Origin of the sequence: Sphaerospermopsis aphanizomenoides BCCUSP55 (assembly GCF_001586785.1) — a bacterium.
In the GTDB taxonomy this organism is placed as follows: Bacteria; Cyanobacteriota; Cyanobacteriia; order Cyanobacteriales; family Nostocaceae; genus Sphaerospermopsis_A; species Sphaerospermopsis_A aphanizomenoides_A.
Window position 1 is genome coordinate 1 of record NZ_LUFH02000052.1, and the last position, 24318, is coordinate 24318.

Annotated in this window: 21 protein-coding genes and 1 pseudogene; 15 read left to right on the plus strand and 7 right to left on the minus strand. The window is 37.4% G+C overall.

Features of this window, described 5'->3' with window-relative positions:
* The 5 genes and pseudogenes from A0J48_RS14455 to A0J48_RS14475 all read left to right on the plus strand — a co-directional run.
* The coding region (locus tag A0J48_RS14455; RefSeq protein ID WP_200324116.1) for a CHASE2 domain-containing serine/threonine-protein kinase at positions 1 to 1590 on the plus strand (1590 nt) is incomplete at its 5' end.
* 475 nt (positions 1591 to 2065) lie between these two features.
* A pseudogene (locus tag A0J48_RS14460) lies at positions 2066 to 2964 on the plus strand (ammonium transporter).
* Positions 2965 to 3267: 303 nt separating this feature from the next.
* Positions 3268 to 4131, plus strand: coding sequence for an SGNH/GDSL hydrolase family protein (locus tag A0J48_RS14465; protein WP_325078834.1), 864 nt, complete (start codon positions 3268 to 3270; stop codon positions 4129 to 4131).
* Between the two features lie 221 nt (positions 4132 to 4352).
* Positions 4353 to 5549 (plus strand): 4-hydroxy-3-methylbut-2-enyl diphosphate reductase, encoded by a 1197-nt coding sequence (locus tag A0J48_RS14470; protein WP_200324118.1) that lies wholly within the window; start codon positions 4353 to 4355, stop codon positions 5547 to 5549.
* Positions 5550 to 6500: 951 nt separating this feature from the next.
* The gene (locus A0J48_RS14475; RefSeq protein ID WP_200324120.1) at positions 6501 to 8867 is read left to right on the plus strand and encodes a hypothetical protein; all 2367 of its coding nucleotides are present in this window, start codon (positions 6501 to 6503) and stop codon (positions 8865 to 8867) included.
* Positions 8868 to 8884: 17 nt separating this feature from the next.
* Here the strand turns inward: A0J48_RS14475 and A0J48_RS14480 are convergent, their stop codons facing one another.
* Entirely contained in the window at positions 8885 to 9076 is a 192-nt protein-coding gene (locus tag A0J48_RS14480; protein ID WP_200324122.1) for a hypothetical protein, read from the minus strand.
* Positions 9077 to 9404: 328 nt separating this feature from the next.
* Between A0J48_RS14480 and thrC the strand changes: the two genes are divergently transcribed.
* A complete protein-coding gene (gene thrC / locus A0J48_RS14485) occupies positions 9405 to 10496 on the plus strand; it encodes a threonine synthase (protein WP_200324124.1) in 1092 nt (363 codons plus the stop codon).
* A gap of 227 nt (positions 10497 to 10723) precedes the next feature.
* A complete protein-coding gene (locus A0J48_RS14490; protein WP_200324179.1) occupies positions 10724 to 11293 on the plus strand; it encodes a Uma2 family endonuclease in 570 nt (189 codons plus the stop codon).
* 15 nt (positions 11294 to 11308) lie between these two features.
* Here the strand turns inward: A0J48_RS14490 and A0J48_RS14495 are convergent, their stop codons facing one another.
* Entirely contained in the window at positions 11309 to 11662 is a 354-nt protein-coding gene (locus tag A0J48_RS14495; RefSeq protein ID WP_200324126.1) for a hypothetical protein, read from the minus strand.
* Between the two features lie 215 nt (positions 11663 to 11877).
* Between A0J48_RS14495 and A0J48_RS14500 the strand changes: the two genes are divergently transcribed.
* Positions 11878 to 12126, plus strand: a complete 249-nt coding sequence (locus tag A0J48_RS14500; protein ID WP_200324128.1) for a DUF433 domain-containing protein — start codon at positions 11878 to 11880, stop codon at positions 12124 to 12126.
* A complete protein-coding gene (locus A0J48_RS14505; protein WP_200324130.1) occupies positions 12127 to 12480 on the plus strand; it encodes a DUF5615 family PIN-like protein in 354 nt (117 codons plus the stop codon).
* A gap of 171 nt (positions 12481 to 12651) precedes the next feature.
* Here A0J48_RS14505 and A0J48_RS14510 read toward each other — a convergent pair whose 3' ends face one another.
* Positions 12652 to 14970 (minus strand): hypothetical protein, encoded by a 2319-nt coding sequence (locus tag A0J48_RS14510; protein WP_200324132.1) that lies wholly within the window; start codon positions 14968 to 14970, stop codon positions 12652 to 12654.
* Between the two features lie 194 nt (positions 14971 to 15164).
* On the opposite strand from A0J48_RS14510, the gene A0J48_RS14515 reads away from it, so the two are divergent.
* Positions 15165 to 15671 (plus strand): hypothetical protein, encoded by a 507-nt coding sequence (locus tag A0J48_RS14515; RefSeq protein WP_200324134.1) that lies wholly within the window; start codon positions 15165 to 15167, stop codon positions 15669 to 15671.
* A gap of 53 nt (positions 15672 to 15724) precedes the next feature.
* Positions 15725 to 15970 (plus strand): UPF0175 family protein, encoded by a 246-nt coding sequence (locus tag A0J48_RS14520; RefSeq protein ID WP_200324136.1) that lies wholly within the window; start codon positions 15725 to 15727, stop codon positions 15968 to 15970.
* Between the two features lie 76 nt (positions 15971 to 16046).
* Here the strand turns inward: A0J48_RS14520 and A0J48_RS14525 are convergent, their stop codons facing one another.
* Positions 16047 to 16538 (minus strand): hypothetical protein, encoded by a 492-nt coding sequence (locus A0J48_RS14525; RefSeq protein ID WP_200324138.1) that lies wholly within the window; start codon positions 16536 to 16538, stop codon positions 16047 to 16049.
* A gap of 190 nt (positions 16539 to 16728) precedes the next feature.
* Here A0J48_RS14525 and A0J48_RS14530 point away from each other — a divergent pair, with 190 nt between their 5' ends.
* The 3 genes from A0J48_RS14530 to A0J48_RS14540 all read left to right on the plus strand — a co-directional run bounded on the left by A0J48_RS14530 (position 16729) and on the right by A0J48_RS14540 (position 19363).
* Positions 16729 to 17604, plus strand: a complete 876-nt coding sequence (locus A0J48_RS14530; RefSeq protein WP_200324140.1) for a YihY/virulence factor BrkB family protein — start codon at positions 16729 to 16731, stop codon at positions 17602 to 17604.
* Positions 17605 to 17843: 239 nt separating this feature from the next.
* A complete protein-coding gene (locus A0J48_RS14535; RefSeq protein WP_200324142.1) occupies positions 17844 to 18347 on the plus strand; it encodes a DUF4112 domain-containing protein in 504 nt (167 codons plus the stop codon).
* Between the two features lie 80 nt (positions 18348 to 18427).
* Entirely contained in the window at positions 18428 to 19363 is a 936-nt protein-coding gene (locus tag A0J48_RS14540) for an alpha/beta fold hydrolase (RefSeq protein WP_200324144.1), read from the plus strand.
* 683 nt (positions 19364 to 20046) lie between these two features.
* Here the strand turns inward: A0J48_RS14540 and A0J48_RS14545 are convergent.
* From A0J48_RS14545 to A0J48_RS14555, 3 genes are all read right to left on the minus strand, one after another.
* A complete protein-coding gene (locus A0J48_RS14545; RefSeq protein WP_200324146.1) occupies positions 20047 to 20418 on the minus strand; it encodes a hypothetical protein in 372 nt (123 codons plus the stop codon).
* Positions 20419 to 20589: 171 nt separating this feature from the next.
* Entirely contained in the window at positions 20590 to 21669 is a 1080-nt protein-coding gene (locus tag A0J48_RS14550; RefSeq protein ID WP_200324148.1) for a D-alanine--D-alanine ligase family protein, read from the minus strand.
* Positions 21670 to 21812: 143 nt separating this feature from the next.
* A complete protein-coding gene (locus A0J48_RS14555) occupies positions 21813 to 22841 on the minus strand; it encodes a Rieske 2Fe-2S domain-containing protein (RefSeq protein WP_234300928.1) in 1029 nt (342 codons plus the stop codon).
* 106 nt (positions 22842 to 22947) lie between these two features.
* Between A0J48_RS14555 and A0J48_RS14560 the strand changes: the two genes are divergently transcribed.
* The gene (locus A0J48_RS14560) at positions 22948 to 23598 is read left to right on the plus strand and encodes a TetR/AcrR family transcriptional regulator (protein WP_325078835.1); all 651 of its coding nucleotides are present in this window, start codon (positions 22948 to 22950) and stop codon (positions 23596 to 23598) included.
* The last annotated feature ends 720 nt before the right edge of the window (positions 23599 to 24318 follow it).

Below are 24318 nucleotides of genomic sequence, written 5' to 3' on the forward strand. Positions count from 1 at the left end.
CAAGGGATCACCTATAATTTTACTAAAAATCAAGAATTACAAATAGGTAAAACTGTATTTCCTCGCTTAGATAAAAATGCAGGTAGTTATGAAGATATAGATGCCAATGGCTATCAAATTTTATTAAATTACCGTCACCCCAATCATCTGGCCAGACAAGTCACCTTGACAGAAGTTCTTACAGATAAAGTCAATCCTAATTGGATACAAGACCGCTTGATAATTATTGGCACAACAGCTACTAGTTTACATCCTGGCTTTTATACTCCCTATAGCAATTTATCAGACCAACCTGCGAGAATGCCTCGTCTTTTTATTCATGCCCAAATAGCTAGTCAAATTCTGACTACGGTTCTAGATGGAAGACCTTTAATTTATTATTGGCCTGAATGGATTGAATTATTGTGGATTTGGAGTTGTTCATTGGTGGGTGCTATTTTAGCATGGCAATGGCGACATCCTTTGATGTTACTGTTAGTAGAAAGTTTTATTATAGTTGGTGTGGTGGGGATTGGGGCTGGTCTTTATCTACAAGCAATTTGGATACCTCTATTAACACCAGGTTTAGGTTTAGTTATCAGCGGTTTTGTGGTCATGGGTTATACTACTTACCAAACTCAGAAGCAAAATCAAGCGATTCTGTTAAAGGTAGAACAACAAGAAGATGCGATCGCTCAATTAAGTTCATTATTAGAGCAAACAACAGAAATACCATCTGATTTTAATGACTTTAAGTTTGCAGAAACATCAATATTTGCAACCGATAATTTACTTTTAGCTGGACGCTTCAAAATCTCAAAATCTCTTGCTTCTGGTGGGTTTGGTTGTACTTATTTAGCAGAAGATACCCAACGCCCTGGTAATCCTATCTGTGTAGTTAAACAATTAATGCCAGCCCGTCGAGATCCAAAATTTTTGCAAGTTGCCCGGAGATTATTTAATACTGAAGCGGAAATTTTAGCAGTTTTAGGTAAACATCCTCAAATACCTGAACTGTTTGCTTATTTTGAAGAAAATCAAGAATTTTATTTAGTGCAAGAATATATTCTTGGACATCCTTTGAGTGATGAATTAACACCAGAACAAGGTGTTAAAACTGAAGGATTTGTTATTAATATGCTGAAAGAAATTGGAGAAATTTTAGTATTTATACATGGACATCGTGTGATTCATCGAGATATTAAACCAAGCAATATTATGAGATGTACTGAAAATAATCGACTAGTATTAATAGATTTCGGTGCAGTCAAATTAATCCAACCACGCATAGATCAAGAAACGGAATTAGCCACAGTTGCTATCGGCACAAGAGGCTATTCACCACCAGAACAGTTTGCCGGTCATCCCCGCTTATCAAGTGATATCTATGCTTTAGGCATGATTGGTATTCAAGCTATGACTGGCATCCCACCCCAGGAACTCCCGCCAAATCCAGAAACTGGTAATATTATCTGGCGACAAACAACCAATGTCAGCAATGAATTAGCGGCAATTTTAGATAAGATGGTTTGTTACAACTTTAGCGATCGCTATCAATCTGCTACTGCTGTGCTACAGGATTTAAAGGCATTGGTAATGGATAATGGGTAATCAATTCTGACCAATTACTGATCACCTATTACCGAAATAGGACTGAGTAGTGAGTAACGAGTAATGAGTGAGATCCCTACTGAGAACTCAGCACAAATAGGTCTAAAGCCCCTGAATTCATAGAAGAAGGAAAAATATTTATTTCCAGATGATTTCACGAGAAATAATGCTTCCTGGTTTCAATCCCCTAACTTTAGTTATGGGGTTACTCACTACTCGGTACTCCTGAACAATTAGCAACTTTTGTTTAAAAGTATGCTTATACAAATATCTAGTTTAGATTTTTACATTAAGTTATGCAAATAATACATAAAAAAATTATGATTTTTACCATTAGCAACTAGAATGAATATTATTTTTTTGTTAAAGTTTTCCAAAAACTGAAAATTGAGTAACTTTAAAGACATAAAAAGTATCAAAAATTACGTTACTTAAATAAGTAATGTGAAGTAATTGGTGCATAGGAAGAAAAAAAGTGCTGAAGAAAGTTTTCATGATTGGGGGTTTAACCCTATTTTTATTAGCATTCCCACTGACAGGCAATGCCTTAGCCCAAGGAACAGCCACTCCTCCCGCGCCTGATACTGGAGATACAGCATTTGTGCTGATTTCTTCGGCATTGGTATTGTTGATGACACCAGGATTGGCTTTCTTTTATGGTGGGTTTGTGCGATCGCGCAACATCCTCAACACCTTAATGATGAGTTTCGTGTTGATGGCCATTGTCGGAGTCACTTGGGTGCTGGTTTACTTTGGTTTGGTTGGTTTGGCTTCAATGCTGGTAGTGCTTTATCTGCCGGTAGTCTTGCCACAGTAGCCTTTGTTGCGACTAATACATCTGCTGCTGCTGCTGCATTAATGTGGTTAATTTTAGAAGCAACCCTCAGAGGTAAACCCACCGCCGTGGGTGCAGCTACAGGTGCAGTGGCTGGTTTAGTAGGTATTACTCCCGCCGCAGGATTTGTCACACCCTTGGCAGCGATTTTAATTGGATTCATTACCGCTGTCGTCTGCTTCTATGCTGTGAGTTTCAAGCACAAGCTAAATGTAGATGATGCCTTAGATACCTATCCTGTACATGGTGTCGGTGGAACATTAGGAGCGATTTTAACCGCAGTTTTTGCCACCACCGAAGTCAACTCAGGCGGTAAAGATGGATTGTTGCGTGGTAATTTCGGGGAATTATTTGTAGAACTAGCGGCGATCGCCATAGCTTATATCATCGCTGGTGCTGGTACATGGATAATACTGAAAGTTATTGATGCTACCATCGGATTGCGCGTCAAAGAAGAAGCTGAAAACCAAGGTTTAGACATCAACGAACACGGAGAAGAAGGTTATAACTCTGAGTTTGGCGATCGCATTAACGTTTAAGGTGACAGAATTGCAAATTGAACTGTATCTAAATTTCATCATCACCTGATATCTGAGATCCCTGAATTCTTCAAGAAGTCGGGGATCTTATTTATTCACAATCAGATGGAAAATTGCTCAATTTTTGTTAACTTGATGTACATTTATAGCAGGTAACAGGGAATAGGTTTGAAAATCTTTTGATATCTGGATTTAATTATCAGTTGATATCCTCACCTACCTGGCAACTACCATAACTGACTCGGCATCTACCTGACCACAGAAATAATTGTGAATTTTGATTGAATTTTTAAATTTTTAGTCGTGTCCACTCCTCCAAAACCATTTCCTATCTGGGGATTTTTCTTACTTGTAACCAACGGTATCTTGATGTTGGCCATCATTTTACTGATTTGGCGACAGCAGAAACTAACCACTGCTTATGCAACCAGCGCCCTTTCACAACCAGTCAACTTCAACCCTCAAACCCCATCTTTCGCACCAGAGTTAGGACCCCGGCACAAACTGAGTTACCAACAATGGCTAGACATCCTTCAGCAAGAAGCCAAAGTAGCAGCCGAAAAACAACCTGAAAATTTAACCATATTGGCCGGAGACTCTTTGAGTTTATGGTTTCCACCTGATTTATTACCAGAAGATAGAAATTGGCTAAATCAGGGAATATCTGGTGAAACTAGCGATGGGTTATTAAAAAGATTAGATTTATTTGACCGTACCCGTCCAGAAATAATTTTAGTCATGATTGGCATTAATGATCTGATTCGCGGGGTAGGTGATGAGGAAATTTTAGCTAACCAAAAACAAATTATCCGTTATTTACGCAAGACACATCCCCAAACAAAAATAGTAGTACAGTCGATTTTGCCTCACGGGGGAGAAGAAGCAACCTGGGAAGGAAGGGAAAAACTGCTGGCTATTCCCAACAGCCGCATCCGCAAGCTAAACGAAGAACTAGAAAGGATAGCCACTCAACAAGATGTGCAGTATATCAACCTGCATCCCCTGTTCACCAACAAACAAGGTAATCTCCGCCAGGAATTTAGCACCGATGGTTTACACCTCAGTCCCCAAGGCTATCTAGTTTGGCGGACTGCATTGCAGATTTATAGTCATAGGGAACAGGGAACTCTTAACAGGGAACTCTTAACAGGAGGCAATAGGCAATAGGGTGTAGGGAGCAGGGGAGGCAGGGGAGCAGGGGAGGCAGGGAGCAGGGAGCAGGGAGAAAAGAGTTATTTAATTTTGACTTTTGACTTTTGACTTTTGACTTTTGACTTGATTTTGCCCAATGCCCAATGCCCAATGACTAAGGACTAAGGAGAACTGATAACTGAATTGTGTCTTAGCAGGAGAAAATAAGAAATAGTGATTTTAGCAACCCGACAGAAATGGATACCAAAGCTTTTAAACGCAGTCTCCAACATTCAGAAAATTACAACCGTAAAGGGTTCGGACACAAAGCAGAAGTAGCCACCCAGTTGCAGTCTGAGTATCAAAGTAACTTAATCCAAGAAATACGCGATCGCAACTATACCCTCCAAAGAGGCAATGTCACCATTCGACTAGCACAAGCATTTGGATTTTGCTGGGGTGTAGAACGTGCAGTAGCAATGGCTTATGAAACCCGTCAGCACTTCCCCACAGAACGCATTTGGATCACCAACGAAATTATTCACAATCCATCTGTGAATCAGCGGATGCAAGAAATGGAAGTCCAATTTATTCCTGTAGAAGCCTATAAAAAAGACTTTTCTGTAGTTGACCAAGGCGATGTAGTCATCCTACCTGCCTTTGGTGCCAGCGTCCAGGAAATGCAGATTTTAAATGATAAAGGTTGCCAAATTGTTGACACAACTTGTCCTTGGGTTTCCAAAGTTTGGAATACAGTTGAAAAACACAAAAAAGGCGAATATACCTCTATTATTCACGGTAAATACAAACACGAAGAAACCGTTGCTACCAGTTCCTTTGCAGGTAAATATCTGATTGTCTTGAATTTACAAGAAGCAGAATATGTAGCCAACTACATTCTCAATGGCGGCAACCGTGAGGAATTTTTAGCCAAATTCGCTAAAGCTTGTTCGTCTGGATTTGATCCTGATCAAGATTTAGAAAGAGTGGGTATTGCTAACCAAACTACCATGCTTAAAGGTGACACTGAAAAAATTGGTAAACTCTTTGAGCGAACGATGATGCAGAAATATGGCCCAGTAGAATTAAATCAGCATTTCCAAAGCTTCAACACCATCTGCGACGCTACCCAAGAACGTCAAGATGCCATGTTGGAATTAGTCGAACAAAATCTAGATTTAATGGTAGTAATTGGCGGATTTAATTCATCAAACACGACTCAATTACAACAGATTTCTTTTGACCGGAATATTCCTTCCTATCACATTGATGCTGTTGAGCGCATCAAATCAGGTAATTCTATCGAACATCGGCAATTAACAGGAGAATTGGTAACAACAGAAAACTGGCTACCAGCAGGAGAAATTATTGTAGGAATAACCTCTGGTGCTTCTACTCCCGATAAGGTAGTGGAAGATATCATTGAGAGAATTTTTGCCTTAAAAGCAAGTTGATAATTCATAATTCGTAATTCGTAATTCGTAATTCGTAATTCAAAATTAGTAGGATATAAAAAATAGAAAATATTTATATCCGACAACCATATTTATCCATAACGGTGTAATTACGAATTACGAACTATAGAGAATTTGAGGGAAACGACAAAGTTCCGAATTTGCCATTTTGGCAGAGAAGGAAAAAATAAATGTGGTATGTTGATAAAAATTGCCGGGATTAGTAGTGAATAAAATAATTTATACGGATTAAATTTCCGTTATTTTTATTGACCTCATTGAGAATCCTGACAACCTATAGAATCTTATTTCTACTATTTTTTCATATTCCAAGGTGTATTGCCACTTTCAAGCTATTAGTATGGACGGGATAACCCCCCGTCCCTTATTTTTGAGTAAGCATTCAGCTATAGAGGGGTTTAGCATTGCCACTCCAGCATATTTTTTAGCAACAGTCTCAACTCTTATCAGCTTTTTGCATATTTGTATACATACTCTAGGAAGATGCTACCGGAAACCCAGACGGGCTAAATTAGTGTGGGATGTTGTTATGCACTGGATTTATAGCGAGGTTTGGTTAACCACCAAACCTTTTTTGTGTGTAAGCATGGGGTAAAGCAGAATATGGCTTACGCCACGCTACGCTATCAGGAGTCAGGAGTAAAACTGGCTTGGTGTATAGTGTTTTTGCTAAGTTATTTAACGCAGACGGGATAAATTGCGCTTTTTCTGTAAAATGTGAAAATTTAAGGTTTATAAATGTGGCGCATCCGCTTAAGCAATTTGTATAAAAACAAACATTATTTTAATCGAGTATTCACTGTATTAATTAAAAATTAATAATAAGTCTTGAAAAAGAGAGCTTTTTAAACCAAATTAACCAATTATCAATTGTCAATTATCAATTGTCTATTGATAAAATCTAAAATCCCCAATCCAAAATGGTATAAGATGGGCAAGCACTCGCGTCAGCTAAAGCAAAAAGCGACTCGCATACATCAACCTAGTGCTGGTGCGAGAAAAAAGATAGCTAAAAAATCTCAAAAACAGTCTCGATGGCGCAGTTGGTTGTTGTCAACTTTGGCGCTAACTATTTTATTGAGTAGTGTTGGTTTAATTATTGCTATTGGCTGGTTTAGCATTCTCTTCATACTTAATCCAGAACAAGTAAGCTGGCTAAATGAATTTTTACCAACATGGGCGCAAATTCCTGTTAATCAAAAAGATATTCCTCAAACCCTGGCAGAAATTCAACAGACCTTAAACAAACAAAACCGGATTGCAGGGGAAAGTCTATCTTTAGATACTGTAAATAATGATGATAATCAGCCAAAAAAATTATTTTTACTACCAGTTTTTCAAAAGCGTAATAATTGTCAGTCTGATTGCCAAGAACTGGTGGAAATAAGGGTTTATCAACGCTCAAAAGATTTAGAATTTCGATTGCAACCACAAACACATTACAATTTGGTAACACAAATTTCTATCACTGGAGTTACAAAATCTTTGGTGGAATCTAGCTTGAATCAAAATGATTTAGAGTTAGAAAAGCAGGGAGAAAAAATTAACTTACCTTTAACTGAAATCAAAGCTTTTGAAGATGCTCAATTACCAGATGGTTTTTGGTTTTATTTGCGTGGTGAACACAAAATAGGAGATAGTCAGATAGCTTATGGTCAAATTGTTCATTACAATACACAGCTTCGCAGTTTACAGCAAATTTTATCTTGGAAAAACCCTAACGGACAACTACCTAAATGGCAACAAGTAACTGGTAGTGATCAAAAAGAGATAGTGATAGACCAAACAGAAGATTTAGAGCCAAATTTCCAAGTTTATCAACTTAAAACTAGTGAATTAGTGAGTAATTCTCTGATATTAGTACCAATTGATTTCAAATCAGAATTTGATGATTTTGGCTATCAAAAATCTCTCACACTGGCTAGAAATGGACTTTGGACACCTGCTTATGCTTGGTTGACATCTCTAGGAAAACAGCGAAAAACACCTTTTCCAGAATCTGTCCAGGCGCAAATTGATTTTATTCGTCTCCATGCTGAATTTACCAAAATTCAAGCTGATAAAAGTTGGGCTAATCCCAGTCAAAAAGTGATCACATATTTAATTGATGGTCGCTGGGAACAAGCTTTACAGGTTTTGACAACATCTCCCTATAGTGGTCAAGAAATTTCTAACTTACTCAAATCAGATAGAGGTAAGTTATGGAATCGAACAACGGTAGCTTTGCGGCTTAATCCTAATAGACGTGCTGTGTTAGCTTGGGCATATTTAATGTTAGTGGCACAAAGGGGAGAAGAACGTGCTAATTCTTGGTTGGAGGGACAACCAAACATAAATGAAGAAACCTTATCTGATCTGCAAGATTTGTTAGCAAAACTCAATGATGGGGTAACAAATGATCACCAGAGTCAAATTGTTGGTGGAGTGCAACTAATTCCTCAAATAAATAATCAAGATTGGTTATCTCTAGATTCTCAAACAGATTTAAAAATTACAGCTAATCAAGTCTGGTATCAGATAAATGTGAGTGCATTTCATGATGGGAAAAATTGGCTAACTTATCCTTTTAATAATTTCCAATTACCGAAATTTCAGACTGGTCAATTTTGGCGGAAAATTTTGGGAATTGTTGCTGATCCTACTATGCAAATAGTTGTTTGGCTACCCAATGGAGAACAGCAAATCAAAACCGCTACTATTAAAGCCGTAAAAATGCAAAGTGGAGTGTTGCAACTTTTAGCTGCTGGTGATCCTATTCCTAAACATGACCATAATTCCATCCAACCCAAACCCCTAGCTTTAACTTCCGCAGCTTTGGAATGGGTACAACCATCTCCCGTGACTATTCGAGAACTGTATCAACAAAATCCTCCAGCTGTACAGGCAATTTTACCTGCTGTGTGGCGTTCTTTGCAGCAATCTGGTGGTATTCCTGGTGGGCAAGTTCCTCGTTTTGAGGTGATAAAAGAAAAAATGGATAATTGGCCTGTACAAATGATTGATGTTACGAATGACGGTAACGTGGAAGTAGTTTTGACTATTGCTGATTCAGCTATTACCGCTTTGACTCGGCCTGCTAATGGCAATACTGGTGTTATAGGAGACAGCCAACGTCCCCGAACGGTGATTATGTTGTTGAATGGCAAGGTGATTTACAGTGACTTTGCTGCTAAATCTCCACAAAGGCTGACTGCGATCGCTAAACTCACTAGTGACCAATCTCTGGCTTTACTGGTGGAAAATGCTGATAGATATAGCTTAAGGCGCTGGTCAAAAACCAATCAGCGCCTGGAATAATCATCGAATTTCTGGGTTTATTCTGCGTGGCTAGAAGATTCTAGTCTTTGGCTCTTGAGGTTCTGTAACTGCTGTAGCAAGGAATCGACTTCTGCTTGCAAGTCCATAAATTTCTCTTGCTGATCGTCTCTATAATAAGCCTTGGTCAGCTTCTTGACCATTTCACTGTGGGATTCGCAACTGGCAACACTGGATGATAAAGTTGTCATAGTTATACTCATTCCAAAACTTAACTCACACCATCTGAGATATTATAATAATGTCATCTTAAACTTTCTTAAAACATTGTATACTTCCAATCACATACTCTAATAGATTCTCGGTTGAGTGATAAGAGACTGCGATAATAGCGACTCTGTTCCTGAAGTATAGCAGGTGACAGGGAAAAGTGTATTTATGTCGATGTTTGATCATCAATTAATTTCCTCATGCCTTGTCTATTGCTGGATATCGCCGTTTGCATGGTAAAGTGATTGACACTATCCAGAAAATCCAATTTTCCTATCCTAAATCTCTAGTTAAGAAGTTTTGAATCCCGTGACTTTGAGCTTGTCTGTTGCTAAATCTCATCGCCATCCTTGGCCTGGACTGATAGAAGCCTATCGTGAATACTTGCCTGTCAGCGAAAGTACCCCAGTTGTTACTCTTTTGGAAGGTAACACACCTTTAATTCCAGTGCCAGCGATCGCAGAACGCATTGGCAGACAAGTAAAGGTATTTGTTAAATATGATGGTCTTAACCCCACCGGCAGTTTTAAAGACCGGGGTATGACGATGGCTATTACCAAGGCCAAGGAAGCCGGGGCTAAGGCAGTAATTTGCGCTAGTACAGGAAATACTTCCGCTGCTGCTGCTGCTTACGCGCGGCGTGGGGGGATGAATGCCTTTGTGTTAATTCCCGATGGCTATGTGGCTTTAGGTAAGTTAGCACAGGCCTTACTGTATGGGGCTGAAGTATTAGCTATTAAGGGTAATTTTGACCGGGCTTTAGAAATTGTCCGGGAAATGGCAGATCATTATCCCATCACTTTGGTAAATTCTGTCAATCCTTACCGCTTGGAAGGGCAGAAAACTGGTGCTTTTGAAGTGGTGGATGCGTTGGGTAATGCCCCTGACTGGTTGTGTATTCCTGTGGGCAATGCGGGGAATATCACAGCATATTGGATGGGTTTTTGTCAATATCATCAAGATGGGAAGTGCGATCGCTTGCCGAAAATGATGGGTTTCCAAGCTGCTGGTGCTGCACCTTTGGTAAATGGTCAACCGGTGCTACATCCGGAAACTATAGCGACGGCGATTAGAATTGGTAATCCTGCGAGTTGGGATAAAGCGATCGCTGCTCAAACTGCTAGTCAAGGCAGTTTTAATGCTGTCACAGATGAGGAAATTCTGGATGCTTATCGGTTGTTAGCGTCATCAGAAGGGATTTTCTGTGAACCTGCGAGTGCGGCTTCTGTAGCTGGGTTGTTAAAGGTAAAAGACCAAGTTCCTACAGGTGCAACTGTGGTTTGTGTTTTAACTGGTAATGGTTTGAAAGATCCAGATACCGCAATTAAACACAGTCATTCTCACTTTAAACAGGGTATTCCCGCAGAATTGAAAGCTGTTGCTGAAGCAATGGGATTTTAAATCAATTATCAGTGTCGAATTAAATATTTTTTGTAGGGTGCGTCAGATATGAAAAATCTATTTGATGCACCCTACTAATATATCGGTTGCGTAAGTTTAAATCTATTCTCACAAGTGGAAATTATCTTTTAGCCAAGCCTAATTATTTTTGGACAGGCACTTATCATTAACATAAATATTAATTTTGCTATAATCATTATCACTTCAATGCAATTGGTAAAAACATGATGATTACCACCGTTGAGCGTCGTTATAGTTTAGATGAATATCGAGCTATTGAAGAAAAAGCGGAAGGACGTAACGAATATCATGATGGAGAAATTGTACCCATGCCTGGAGGATCACTAAATCATAGCCGTATCGGTGGCAATATTTTTGCTTTTCTGAAGTTTCTCCTCCGCGATACTCAATTTGAACCAATTAACAGCGATTTACGGTTATGGATTCCTCAACATAAACGCGGAGTATATCCTGATGTGATGGTTTTTAATGGTGAACCACAACTAAATGATAATCGCAATGATGAAGTTTTAAATCCTATCTTAATTGTGGAAGTATTATCTCCATCAACAGCAGATTATGACCGCCAAAGTAAGTTTAGGATGTATCGTTCCATTCCTAGTTTTTGTGAATATTTATTAGTAGAACAGGATGAAGTTTTTATAGAAAAATATAGTAAGCAAGAGCAAGGTTGGTTATTGAGTGATTTTAATGATTTGGATAAGTCTATTTTTTTAGAGTCTTTGAATGTGGAATTACCGATTAAGGAAATTTATCGCGGTGTTAGTTTTGAGTAAGCAGTTTTGTGAAAATTAATTTCTTACTTGTTGAAAAGTTTTATAATTTTTACAAACGACCTCTAAACAAATATCACCTTGCAAGTGAAAATAAATTAGTGATTGTAAATTGGTCTTACCTAATTCATTTTGATTGACAAATGGATAAGATTTAGATAAATATTCCTGAATATCATCTTCAATTTTTTTGAGTTCAACTTCTCCTACCCAAAAACAAATATCCTCATCTTCTGTATTTAGAGGTTGAGAAAAAACCAGGTGAATAATGTGGTAAAGTTCAATAGCGACATCATCAGCTTCAAGACCGAAGGTAAAATCTAGACGTAATCCCAGGGTTTGAGGATTTAATGAAATACCAACTAAATCCAATACTTTTCGGTTAAGCTCAAAACAACGAAATCACGTAGGTTGGGTTGAGGAAGGAAACACAACATTTACAACCATTTGTTGGGTTTTACTTTGTTCAACCCAACCTACCAAAATCCTTAACCGAACAGTATTGCAACTAAATCAGCACTTTTTAAATCTTCGAGAAAATATGATAACATAAGCTCATTGTTGATTGATTCACAAATTGAAAAAATATGATAGAACAAGAACTGCTCAACCGTATTACGATAAATCCAAAAGTAATGGTGGGAAAACCTACTATTAAAGGTACACGATTGACTGTTGAATATATACTTAATCTCCTTGCACACGGCGCGACAGTATCAGAAATTATAGAAGAATACGAAGGTTTATTAGAAGCTGATATTCGAGCTTGTTTATTATTTGCATCTCGCTCCCTAGAAAGTACAAGTTTTATGCCTTTAACTGCGGAGATTGCCTAGATGCGATTTTTAGTAGATGAAAATACAGGTGTAACTGTCGCTCGTTGGTTACGTGAAAAAGGTCATGAAGTTTTCTCAGTTTATGAACAAGCACGGGGAATAGATGATGACATCATTATTCAAAAAGCTTTTGATGAAAATTGGATTTTGATTACTAGCGATAAGGATTTTGGCGATAAGGTTTATCGGGATCAGTTTCCACATCGGGGTGTGATTCTGCTGCGTTTAGAAAATGAACGTTCTGCCAATAAAATCTACGTTTTACAACAGGTATTGCAGCAGTATATTGAACAATTAGTAGATAGTTTTGTTGTAGTTACTGAAACTCAGATTAGATTTGCTAGGATCAGATAATTTACTTTTGTAATATTTTTGATTGTAAGAGATAACTGTGGGTTCGGTTAGCGGCAGCGTAACCCACCATCAGTAGTTAATGGTAGGTTACAGAACATTATTTCATTGTACTTATGGATTACCTAGCGTGGCTAACATACCCTACAATTACTAACACATCATTCGTGGTTTTTAGGGGTTAGAAACAAGTGAGATATTAACCTTAGTTGATGATGATTCTAAAGTACCACTACCTCCATCACGTAAATCTTCTGGTCTTTTTCCTCTTAGTACAATAGGAGGGTCGCTTGAACCAACAAAACCAAGGCTGATAGTATGGCGAGTGTTATTCTGATATGTAGCACGCAATCCTGGTGGGACACATTCAGTTCTAATATACAAGCCCCATATTTCTGCCACTCTGTCACAAGCTATTGTAAATTCGTGAGCAAGATTATAAGGAGAGTAGCTTTTCAGATAAACCTTGATATGTTGCCGCCCAGACACTCTCTTCGCATAAATTATGTCTTGTCTATTCTTGGCACTCTCAAATTCGCTGGTTTGATAGTTTCGGTATTCATCTGGATATAATAAATCTGGTAAATGGCTTGGCTCATCAATTTTGACTTCAATAGCATTTTTAGAATAATTAGTTATTCTAAAACTAAAATGGGGAAAAAGGCCAATCTTCTCATCTCCCCAACATTCTTTTTCGATAATAACGTCAAGAGCTTGATATTTTTCACTCCCTCCTCCTTTTTTACCATCTGTACGACATTCTACATCAATTTGAGCAGCATCTAATTGTCCTGAGATAGTTATGTAGGGCTTTTCAACCACAGAAAATTCCCCTATATACAGTCCTTCCTCTATCTCTCTATTTAAATATTGACCAAGCCAGAAAATTCGACTGAGTGCAATTCCTTTGTCAGCTACATTAATTGCTTTAATTACTTTGACTATCCTTTTAGCTGTTTTTTCTAACACTTCGCCTTCAAATTCAAATATTTTTAATGCACTTTCCACCTCATCTTCCTGTATCTTTAATCCTAAGATTTCACCCACTTTTATTAACTTTTCAGGATTACCAACACATGAAAGGAGAGTGTTCATAATTGAATATCCATCTTTATCTTTTGAGGAAAACTCTAAAGATAAGTTCTTGCCACAATCTATAAATAATGAAGCCACTTTCATTATATCTGTCACCGTAATTATCTTGTCTATATTGTCTGTCTTTGATTTTTCGTCATCATTACTAACAACTAAACCAATAATATCTATAGCTAATGTAGCTAAGTTAAGATCCATCGCACTAAAAGATTGTTCACCTCCGTTTATATTCCTGTTACCTAGTTCAGATCCTGCTGATATTAAAACACTATATTTACCTGGTTGCCAATTACCACCATTTTTGGGTGTTAAAACTTGTTCAATCTGATTACCTCCTGTAACAGTTTTAATTACACTACCATCCCATATTCCTAAATCTGCTGGTTTAAGTAATGCTTCAGCTACTACATCACCATCTGATTTTTTTGCACCACTATCATCATCTAGTAGATATTGATAAGGCTTTCGTTTATCTTTTGGAACTACTATTACCTGCTGTACCATTGGAGAAGTTCCTACAATTTTAACTGTACCATCACTCGCATCTAGTTTCATACCATGCCAAATTGGATAATCAAGTTTATCCGCAGGAATCACATCAAAAAATAATTTATCTTTAGGGAATTGTTGAGTTAACGTATATTCCAGTCTTGATTTTTGTAGTTCGTTAGACTGAGCTTGTACGGCAGGTATGAACCAATTCGATACTACTTGCCAAGGATTTTTCTTTTGGCCATGATCAAAAATATTTGTACCTTGAGTAATTTCAGGATTAGTTATATTAGGTAAATAGCTGGTTTTTTGGCTAGATAAAAATAAGTTATTATCCTTAGCAATATTGATAGCGATATCAGTAGATAAATTAATTACCTCATCATCTAAAAGAGAACTGGAAGCAGCTACAGCTTTAACTAAATCTTGAAATTTGCTATCTTTTTCAATAGCCTGAAAAATATTTACTCTTTTTTCAAAAGGTAATCCAGCAAATAGGGGATTGATAAAAACCATACCCCGTGCTGTTGATTTAAAGCTTAATTCAGGTTTTTCATTAATGCCTGTCACGAAAAAATCTATCAATCTAATTTGATCGCCAAAAGTAGCTGCTACAATAGAAGTAGTCTTTTGAGATTTTTGTTGTTGAGTTGTAGCATCTTGTTTTGTATTGAATTGAGGAAAATTTATTCTTACACCATTATCTTTGATAGATTGTGATTGAACTGCTGTGATCACTTGTCCGGCTTTCTTATCATTCTCTCCTTTGGGACTTTCAGCGACATTTACTGGAATCCCCGAATTAGAGTATATAAAAATATATCCCAAACCCACAGAAAATATTAAGTCTAATAAAAATGCTACTATGTTGATGATCCACTTCCGAGAAAAAGTAGACTTGCTCATATTTATCTCTTGTTTTTGATAGATTTACCCAAATTCAAACCCGTGTTTATTTTTACCCACCCTACACCACACACCCAACCCTGAAAAGCGGAAAAAAGCGGATCGCAATAAAATCTACAAAACAAGGCGGAAAAAAGCTGATAAATACGGATAAAGTCTGCTAAACTTAATTATGTAGCTTTACATTCCTTAATATGAAGGTTCAGGAACTACTACAACTTGTAGACGAGGCAGCTTATCTCAACACAGGCCAGCATCCGAATGACCTACAACTCGCAATTATTGAAGGATCACTAAAACATCAAAAGTATGCTGAAATAGCCGAATCTTGTGGTTGTAGCGCCGGTCATGCAAAGGATGTAGGTTACGAACTTTTACAATTGTTATCTGATATTTTTGATGAACCTGTTGATAAACGAAATCTTAAATCTGTTCTGGAACGACAGGGAAATGTAAATCTTTTTTTAGGCGATAAAAGTATTAATCAAAATATAGTTGGCTGTATCAATATTGGTTCTAAACAACCTAAAAATAAATCAGATAAAAATCATTCTAATAATTCTAAAATACAGCAGCGTAAAAAGAATAAAACTCAAATAGAAAGAATTGATAAATTAAGGTATTTGGGTTTAACTGACGAGCAAATTGCAGAAGTGCTAGAGTTACCGTTGGAAGTTGTTAAACAGGTGGAAATAGATTAGAATATAGGTAAATATAATTGTTAAAATTCAGGAAATATTTTACAAACGCAGTTATGAGTTTAGTCATTTCCGATGAAGTCGTCAAAGCAAGTGGTTTATCAGAAAATCAACTGTTGCTGGAAATCGTAATTATGCTGTTCCAGCAAGAAAAAATTAGCTTAGGTAAAGCTAGTGAAATCATAGGCATGAATCAGATTAAGTTGCAAAAACTACTTTCAGAACGCGGGATATGCATTCACTATGATGTGGCTGAGTTACAGGAAGATATCCAACATCTACGTGCGAAAGGCTGGCTATGATCGTTGTTAGCGATACTTCACCTTGGTTTTGAAAGCAGCAAATGAGTGATATTTGACTATATATACTGATAACTTTTCACTGCTTACCTTCTACTTGTTCATCCTTCTTCCCAGCTTTCAAACTCGCCAAACTGTCAATAGCATCACCTAAAGCTGTGGTCAGGTTATTGCGGGTTTGTTCATGATTTTCTTGTTCTGTTTTCAAAGCTTGAATGAGGCGATCGCGTTCTTGAGTTACAGTGATAAGTTTAGCTTTCAATTCCTCCTCAGAGGTCAGTTGTGATAGTTCTGACTCAATTGCTGTTGTGGTAGTTTCAGCAATGGTCTCAGCGTTTATACCTTGAATTTTTTGCAGTTCAGCTTTGAGAGATGCGATCGCCTGTTGGTGCATCTTGGCTTCTGCACGACGTTGTTCTGATTCGGTATTATAGAGTTGTCGCCATTTTTGTGAACTTTCCCAAGCTTCATCCCGTTTTTGTTGCAGTTCAGCCATCTGCTGTTTGAGGGTTTGAATTTCGGCTAACCACTGTTGTGTTAAATAGGCTGTTTTATCAATATTGTCAGTCATGAGTTTAGTTAAATGTAATAGGTATTAAATACTTCTGTTTTCTAGTGAAAAATTTTACCGTATAAAAAGATAAAAATATCTAAATTTTGAATTTTGATATCTGGCAATTGCCAAGGTGTTTAAAACATCAACTGATGATAAAACAGATACTCAAAGACTTTTCATACTGTCACCTGTCACCTAACTATATATGCCCAAACCTCGTTCTATCAGGTTTTTTCGTCATCTGAATTGGCGTACACTGAAAAAAACATTTGCCAGAACTCTGGAAAGAAGACTTTTAGGACTGGCAGCAGAAATTGCCTTTAATGCTATGTTATCGCTATTTCCGGCGATTCTTGCCGTGTTAACAGCTATTGGCTTAGTAGCAGAATCTTTGCAAAACACTTTTATTCAAGTTACCGTACAACTGAGTCGAATTGTACCTCAAGAAGCTTGGCATTTAATTAGTGAGTTTGCTACTAAAGAAATTGCTGAGTCTAAAAATAGAGGATTATTTTCTGTTAGTTTTGGTATTGCTATTTGGACAGCTTCTGGTGCAGTCAGTACGGCTATGACTGCTTTTGATCAAATAGAACAAATTTCTCCAGAAAATACGCGACCATTTTGGCAAGCCAAACTCATTTCTCTGTGCTTAACAATTGGTACTATATTACTTTTAGTGTTGGCTTCTTTTATAGTCTTCATCAGTGATTTACTTTTGGGAATACTTGTAGGTAAAAATCCTCATTTAGCATTCTTATTACCACTGTGGAAACTGTTTCTTTGGCCTTTAGCATTGCTTATTGTTGCTGCCACATTTAGTTTAATATATCGCTATGGACCGAGTGTGTGGAAACCAGGTACACCATTAATGCCAGGTGCTGTTTTAGCAGCTATATTTTGGGCGCTAGTCTCCTCTTTATTTCGTCTTTATGTCACTAACTTTGGAAATTATAATAAAGTTTACGGTACAGTGGGAACTTTTATAGTATTAATGTTGTGGTTATGGATGAGCGCCTTTGTTCTTCTTGTCGGCAACCAATTAAATGTTATTGTTGGTGAATCTATGAGCAAAAATCGGTGACAGGTAACAGGTGACAGGTGACAGAAAATAAAGAAGAGGGAATAAGGAACAGAGAATGTGGGTAGCTTAATAAGCGGCGGTGCATTTAATTTGTATAAGTCTGGCGGGCAAGATGCCCGCACCACAAGACTTAACTATTTTAGGATGATAAAATTTAGCTGCGTAACAGCTTACCCCAATTACGAATTACGTTCGCGTAGCGTGCCGGAGGCTCTATTACGAATTACGAATTATAAACAATGTCTAATTCTCCTAATAAAATTTACATAGAAACTGATGGTTATGCACCCACATTAAAACGTCTACGTCAAATTAGTAGAGTTTTAGATAATGCCGTGACAATTCCCGGAACTTCAGTAGGTATTGGTTTAGATCCGATTTTGGGATTAATACCTGTTGGGGGTGATGTTTTAGGATTGATATTTTCTATCTACATTATTATTGAATCTGCAAGGTTGGGTGTATCTAGAGCGACTTTAGGCAGAATGATAGTAAATATTATTGTTGATGCCTTAGTAGGTGCTATCCCCATGTTGGGAGAATTGTTTGATTTTGCCTGGAGAGCAAATAATTATAACCTGAAATTATTGGAAGATTATTTACAATCTCCTGGGGCAAAAAAGGAAGCTGATAAGGGATTTATTATCCTTCTCTTCTGTGGATTATTATTACTTGCTATAGTCTTAATAGCATTACCCGTAATAGTTATAGGAATGATATGGAAAGCTTTAACTGGTAGTTAAATGAATTAATGTTTAATTAAACCATAATTTCTATTCCCTATTCCCTATTCCCTATTCCCTATTCCCTATTCCCTATTTATATGAAAGATTGGTGGCAAATTAACTTTCCCAAAGGGCGGCAAAATCTGATTATTACCGATGCTAATGGTTATCCTGTACAGATTGCCTATGGCGAAAAAGGTACAGGTAAGCCGCTGATTTTATTACATGGTTTGGGCAATTGGAGTTATAATTGGCGGCATAGTATTGAACCATTATCTAAATATTTTCGGGTAATTTGTTTTGATGCTAAAGGCTATGGTTTTTCTGAAAAACCTCTTTCAAGACGAGAAGAAAATGGTCATCAAGTAATTGAATTGGAACGAATTATTACAGCTTTATGTGACGAACCACCAATAGTTGTTGCAGAATCTTTAGGTGCTTTAGTTTCTTTAGCCTTAGCTGAAAAATCTCCTCAATTAATTGGGTGTTTAGTAGTCATGAACGCGCCTATTTTCCCTGAAAAGTTACCTCATTGGGCGATGGGATTATTGGCACAAACACCATTAGAAATTATCCACACAATTGATTTTTTACGTTTAGCGTATTTGTTTGCACCTATAGTTAGAGAAGTAATGGCTATAGAAAGAAGAAGAGTGTTATTTGATCCTTCTATTCTCACAGAGGAAGATGTGTATTGGATAGCTTATCCGTTTATTGAAATTCCGGGAACTATAGTGAAAGTCGCTGAGGAATTACAAATAGCAATTAGGGAAATTGAAAATTTACAAGCAAAAAAACCAAATATACTGACGACAATTCAAAATAATCTCAGTGCTATTGAATGTCCAACTTTAATTTTATGGGGTGATCAAGATAGTTGGTTTCCTGTTAGTCATGGTGAGAAACTACATCAACATCTGCCTAATTCTCGTTTTCAAATTTTGCATAACTGTTATCATGATGCCTCAATAGGCGCTTATAAAATGGTGAATGCAGAGATTATTAAATTTTTGCAAGATATAAATTTCTTTTGAAACTTTAATTTAGCTTACTGCTGACTGCTGATAGCTTTTTCAACAATTGACAATTACATCTCCCTAAAGGGTAGAATATTGAAAGTAAGAAAAGGTTTTTTTGGCTCTTTCTCTTGAAAAAGAAACGGTATTAAACCAAATTAACCAATTGTCAATTGTCAATTGTCAATTTTCCATTGTCAATTGTCAATTTTCCATGGATAAAAGAAGAGTGGGAGAAAGCATACCAAGCGCCTTTAATCTCCCACTCTACATTTGCTGCTGGGGCGTTCAGGAATATGTTATAGACACTGCCCGTTATTTAGGGGGGGGCTAAATTGTACGTCAACGACAGTGCCTATATGCTGTTCATATTCCTATTGCAGCAAATGTGAAACCTGATTATTATTTTTTGCTGAACTAATGGTTCAGAAAATTGTTCGTATATTCCTTTATATGTCGATTAAAAATTTTGTTAAAATCATTTTTTTCGACTAAATTATTCATGTAGTAGACCCTGATAACAACACCCTTTAAGTCGTTTATCTTTCATTAATTTAACTTGCTGTTTTATGGATTGGTTGCCAAGTTGGCACTTTTTAATCAGTTGTTAGTTGTCAGTTATAGCAAAGGGCAAAAGGCAAGAGTGAAATACTTGTTATCACTCAGTTTCGGACATTTACCCCATCACCCCTACACCCTATTCAAACCCGTTGAGGAAGTTTGAGTAAGCGATAAATAACCCAGCAACCAGACGCACAGGTGAGAGCGATCGCTAACATTAACCACAATGGTGTAGGATTGTTGAGATTAGACGGTGTTGTGTTTATTTTCTCTCTGACTACTTTTGCTGGTTTTTCTGGTTCTATTTGTGGTGTATAACCGACATAAATTAGTTGGTAATAGCCAAAGATGGTGACTAGCAAAGGAATTCCTAACAAACCCACGAACCATAACCAAGGATGTTTTACCAACAGGTTCTGAGATGAAGATATAGATGAAGATATGTTTTTTGATTCCTCTGGACTGGTTTTTGTTACTTCCTGTGGTTCAGGCTTGACATTGTGATTGTCCATAACTGATTTTCGCTTGCATCCTCTAGTAAACTATTGTACTAGAAGACACAAGTGTTAGCTATCAGTAGGAAGATGGAAGCTGAAAGTAGCTTTTTGGCAAAAATAGCGTTTTTTTATCTAACCTTTACAAAAAATCAGGTTTGAGGCTAATTTCTACCAATTGTCGGCAAATTAATTTACTGAATCTTCTAATTTAGAAGTTTTATGTCTTTCCATTGCTAGTTGAATCAATTGATCTACTAATTGAGGAAAAGCAATACCAGTATTTGCCCAAAGTTGAGGATACATACTTGTAGATGTAAACCCTGGTAAGGTATTAATTTCGTTAATCAAAATTTCTCCGGTAGCTTCTACATAGAAAAAGTCTACCCGTGCTAAACCAGCAGCATCAACAGCAGCAAAGGCTTTGAGTGCCATTTCTTGAATTTGTTGAATCACTGACTCTGGGAGACGTGCAGGAATAAATAAATCAGCTTTACCTTGGGTATATTTAGTTTCGTAATCGTAAAAATCGCTATCAAAGGTAATTTCACCAACGACTGAGGCTTTGGGGTTATCGTTGCCTAACACTGCACATTCTACTTCTCTAGCAACAACTCCCGCTTCCACAATGATGCGTCTGTCATAGGTTGCGGCATTATCTAAAGCTGCTTCTAATTCTTTTGGCGATCGCACTTTGGCAATTCCCACCGATGAACCGAGGTTAGCAGGTTTGACAAAACAGGGATAGCCTAATGTGGCTTCTATTTCATCACATAATTTAGGAAATACACAGGGATTTGACCAAACTTGCGCCCTCGTTAATGCCTTATATTTTACTTGGGGTAGTCCGGCTTGGGCAAAAGCGGTTTTCATGGCAATTTTATCCATGCCGGCGGCTGAACCTAACACCCCAGAACCGACAAAAGGAACTTGCATTAAAGTCAGTAAGCCTTGGATTGTACCATCTTCTCCGTTGGGTCCGTGGAGAATGGGAAACCACAGATCAATTTCTGCTGCTTGGGGTGGAAATTGCCATAAATTAGGGGTTACGGCAGGATTTTCTCTAGCTACACCTGATGCTAAAACTTGTTGTGCTATTTCTCCGGCTTGCCAAACACCATCTTTTTGGATGTAGAAGGGGAGAATTTCGTATTTATGACTATTTTCTTCTGCACTTAAGGCAGTTGCGATCGCCCTTGCAGAAACTATTGACACCTCATGTTCTCCAGAACGTCCACCAAACAGCAACCCCACCCGCAGTTTAGACATTTTCTGTACCTCGACACTATCTAAAGCAGATAGCGTACCACAGGGAAGGTAATCTTCCGTCAAGCAAAATTGGGTTTATATTCGTGTAAGAGGATAATTTTTATGTCTACTTTACTTTACAACTGTCCATATTATTGGAGATGTCATTTGATATTTCTGGTGAAAACTCCCTTTTCTGGCTTATTTATTGCTGTCTGATTTTCAACAGTCATGGGAAAATTTTTAAAATTGCGTTTTACCCAATCCATACCAATTTCGTTATTTAATTTGATATGTTGAGGAATGTTGGAATAAAGTTTACCCAAAACATCCACATCTTGTTCAACAATTACTTCTGCTAAACGGACAAAATTTTTCTTGATTAAATGGGCAATGGGATTTTTAGCTTTTCCAAAAACTAACACATAGGTGCGGGTATGGGTTTCTGATTCGGGAACAAAGAAATGAATTTGTTTCACACTCGCCACAGGACTTTCACCATGCACGATTACCAAGCAAGGAAAGAAATTTTCTAAATGGGCGTTAATTGTGTTTGGTATGGCTATCAGTCCCGGATTTTTCAGCAAATCATTTAATTTAGGTTGCTTTCTAATTAAATCAAAGTAAGCATGGGAGTGATATCCGTTATCAATAAATTCTTTAAAGTCTACTTTTTCAATTTCAAATAAGGGTCGATGTGTACCATTTTGATGGTCGTAGTCATGCATATTTAATAGCATGGTTAGGAGTTCAGTTTTGACGCTAAAGTTTTTTGAATGTCCGATAAATTCATATTCGGCGGCAAAATCGTTTAAAATTGTCGGGATAGGAATTTTCGCTTCATATCCACCATAAGTCCAGATAAAATCACCTTGAATAATTACCTCTAATGGTTGAAGTAAAGGTTTTGTTTGTTTATTGCTGTTTGGTAAAACTGTACAACCGTTGCTGTCAAATTCTAAAGCATGAAATGGACAAACTACGGTACTACTACCATCTGCTTTCGTCACACACCAACCTTCTGAAAGCATTGCACCTAAATGGGGACAGGCGTTAGGCAAGCAACTAATTTTACCTGTTTTATCTTGCCATATTACGTAATCTTGACCATACAGGGAAATTTTAAAAGGCTGATTTGGTTGCAGCATGGAACGATGAGCTAATAACCAGGGTGCGCCTTGTAACATAGTCATAAACAACCTTTTATTTAATTAACTAATTTTTTAATTAGTTTAACAATAGGTCAGATTGCTGTCAACTATTGTTACGATGTACAAGCAATGTATAGATAATAAAGCGGTGGTTAAATCTGTGAAAAATAGGGGAGGTACTAAATTGGTGCGTCAGGTGCGGGATGCAGAGGTGACGCAGCAGCAAATTTTGGATGCAGCGGAGATTGAATTTGCTAAAGATGGGTTAAAGGGGGCGCGGTTGAGTGCGATCGCAGATCGTGCGAAAATTACCACAGCGATGATTCACTATTATTTTGAGAATAAAGAAGGTTTGTATAAAGCGGTTTTGCAGCGTCCGATCAATGAAGCATTGTCAGTAGTAAATCAACTAGAATTAGAAAAGTTACATCCCCAGGAAGCATTAAAGCAAATTATTCGCAGTGCGATCGCCTATGAAGTCGCTTATCCCCATCGTCAAATGTTGTGGTTTCAGGAAGCGAGTCAAAATCAGGGTTTGTATTTCAAGCAAATTAACCCCATGAATTTATATGCACCACTATTGAAGGTTTTAGAAAGGGGGATAAATGAGGGATATTTCCGGCCTGTAGATCCATTTTTGACCTTAACTCATATTATTAGTGTGTGTATTTTTTATTTTGTAGTTCAAGAAAACTGGAAACATTTGACACCAGAGATAGATCGCTTGAGTTCAGAGATGGTGGAGAAACATACAGAAAGTGCGATCGCTCTCATTTTAGGTGGTTTGTTGATTAAGTAGGGAACTGTCAGAATCAAGATTTCCAGGATTTAAGGATGAACAGGATGAAAACTGGGATTTTATCAATGGAAAATTGATCGATAGAGGAAGCAAATTTTTAAGAAATTATAAGTAACCTTTGAAAATTTAGGTTAGATAGGTCACACTAACAAAAGTGGTAAAAATATTTCGACACCACTAGCCCGAACCTTGAAAACCGCATAATTTCGTTGACTGGTGTCGATTGCTTACAGGATCAGCGTTTCCGGTTTTACGATGCCTTATTTATTGAGAATTTTTTGGCACTTATTGAGAATAAAAAATGTGGTGTCGAAATGGGGGTCTGAAACCCTTACTCTGTAAGGCTTCCAGAGGTGAACTCTTTACAAACCAACTTCCCCGCAAGGGGATGGAAACTGCAGCCTCCCGAGCAGAATTAAAAACATCATTCACTTTACAAACCAACTTCCCCGCAAGGGGAATTCATGTAAAACCGATAACCCACAAGGAAATGAATTTCCTTGCTAATAACAAAAGTCATCTAAAGATGACTAAAATCAAAGGAAAATTTGTAGGAGTAAAGCAAAAGCTTAATGGTGTCAAATTAAGCGAAAAATGTCTTATTTGTTGGCTTCCACACCCGCCATGAAATGATAGCGTAGCGTGGCGTAAGCCATATTTCATGGCTAATAGTCAGAGTTTACTTTAGTAAACTATAGATTTTTGGGTATTTTTAGTCAT

What these genes read in the sequence shown, in the direction of transcription:
- A0J48_RS14470 (WP_200324118.1), top strand. Translation starts at nt 4,353, where the DNA reads ATGGATACCAAAGCTTTTAAACGCAGTCTCCAACATTCAGAAAATTAC.
- A0J48_RS14475 (WP_200324120.1), top strand. Translation starts at nt 6,501, where the DNA reads ATGGGCAAGCACTCGCGTCAGCTAAAGCAAAAAGCGACTCGCATACAT.
- A0J48_RS14480 (WP_200324122.1), bottom strand. Translation starts at nt 9,076, where the DNA reads ATGACAACTTTATCATCCAGTGTTGCCAGTTGCGAATCCCACAGTGAA.
- A0J48_RS14490 (WP_200324179.1), top strand. Translation starts at nt 10,724, where the DNA reads ATGATTACCACCGTTGAGCGTCGTTATAGTTTAGATGAATATCGAGCT.
- A0J48_RS14500 (WP_200324128.1), top strand. Translation starts at nt 11,878, where the DNA reads ATGATAGAACAAGAACTGCTCAACCGTATTACGATAAATCCAAAAGTA.
- A0J48_RS14505 (WP_200324130.1), top strand. Translation starts at nt 12,127, where the DNA reads ATGCGATTTTTAGTAGATGAAAATACAGGTGTAACTGTCGCTCGTTGG.
- A0J48_RS14510 (WP_200324132.1), bottom strand. Translation starts at nt 14,970, where the DNA reads ATGAGCAAGTCTACTTTTTCTCGGAAGTGGATCATCAACATAGTAGCA.
- A0J48_RS14515 (WP_200324134.1), top strand. Translation starts at nt 15,165, where the DNA reads ATGAAGGTTCAGGAACTACTACAACTTGTAGACGAGGCAGCTTATCTC.
- A0J48_RS14520 (WP_200324136.1), top strand. Translation starts at nt 15,725, where the DNA reads ATGAGTTTAGTCATTTCCGATGAAGTCGTCAAAGCAAGTGGTTTATCA.
- A0J48_RS14525 (WP_200324138.1), bottom strand. Translation starts at nt 16,538, where the DNA reads ATGACTGACAATATTGATAAAACAGCCTATTTAACACAACAGTGGTTA.
- A0J48_RS14530 (WP_200324140.1), top strand. Translation starts at nt 16,729, where the DNA reads ATGCCCAAACCTCGTTCTATCAGGTTTTTTCGTCATCTGAATTGGCGT.
- A0J48_RS14535 (WP_200324142.1), top strand. Translation starts at nt 17,844, where the DNA reads ATGTCTAATTCTCCTAATAAAATTTACATAGAAACTGATGGTTATGCA.
- A0J48_RS14540 (WP_200324144.1), top strand. Translation starts at nt 18,428, where the DNA reads ATGAAAGATTGGTGGCAAATTAACTTTCCCAAAGGGCGGCAAAATCTG.
- A0J48_RS14545 (WP_200324146.1), bottom strand. Translation starts at nt 20,418, where the DNA reads ATGGACAATCACAATGTCAAGCCTGAACCACAGGAAGTAACAAAAACC.
- A0J48_RS14550 (WP_200324148.1), bottom strand. Translation starts at nt 21,669, where the DNA reads ATGTCTAAACTGCGGGTGGGGTTGCTGTTTGGTGGACGTTCTGGAGAA.
- A0J48_RS14555 (WP_234300928.1), bottom strand. Translation starts at nt 22,841, where the DNA reads ATGACTATGTTACAAGGCGCACCCTGGTTATTAGCTCATCGTTCCATG.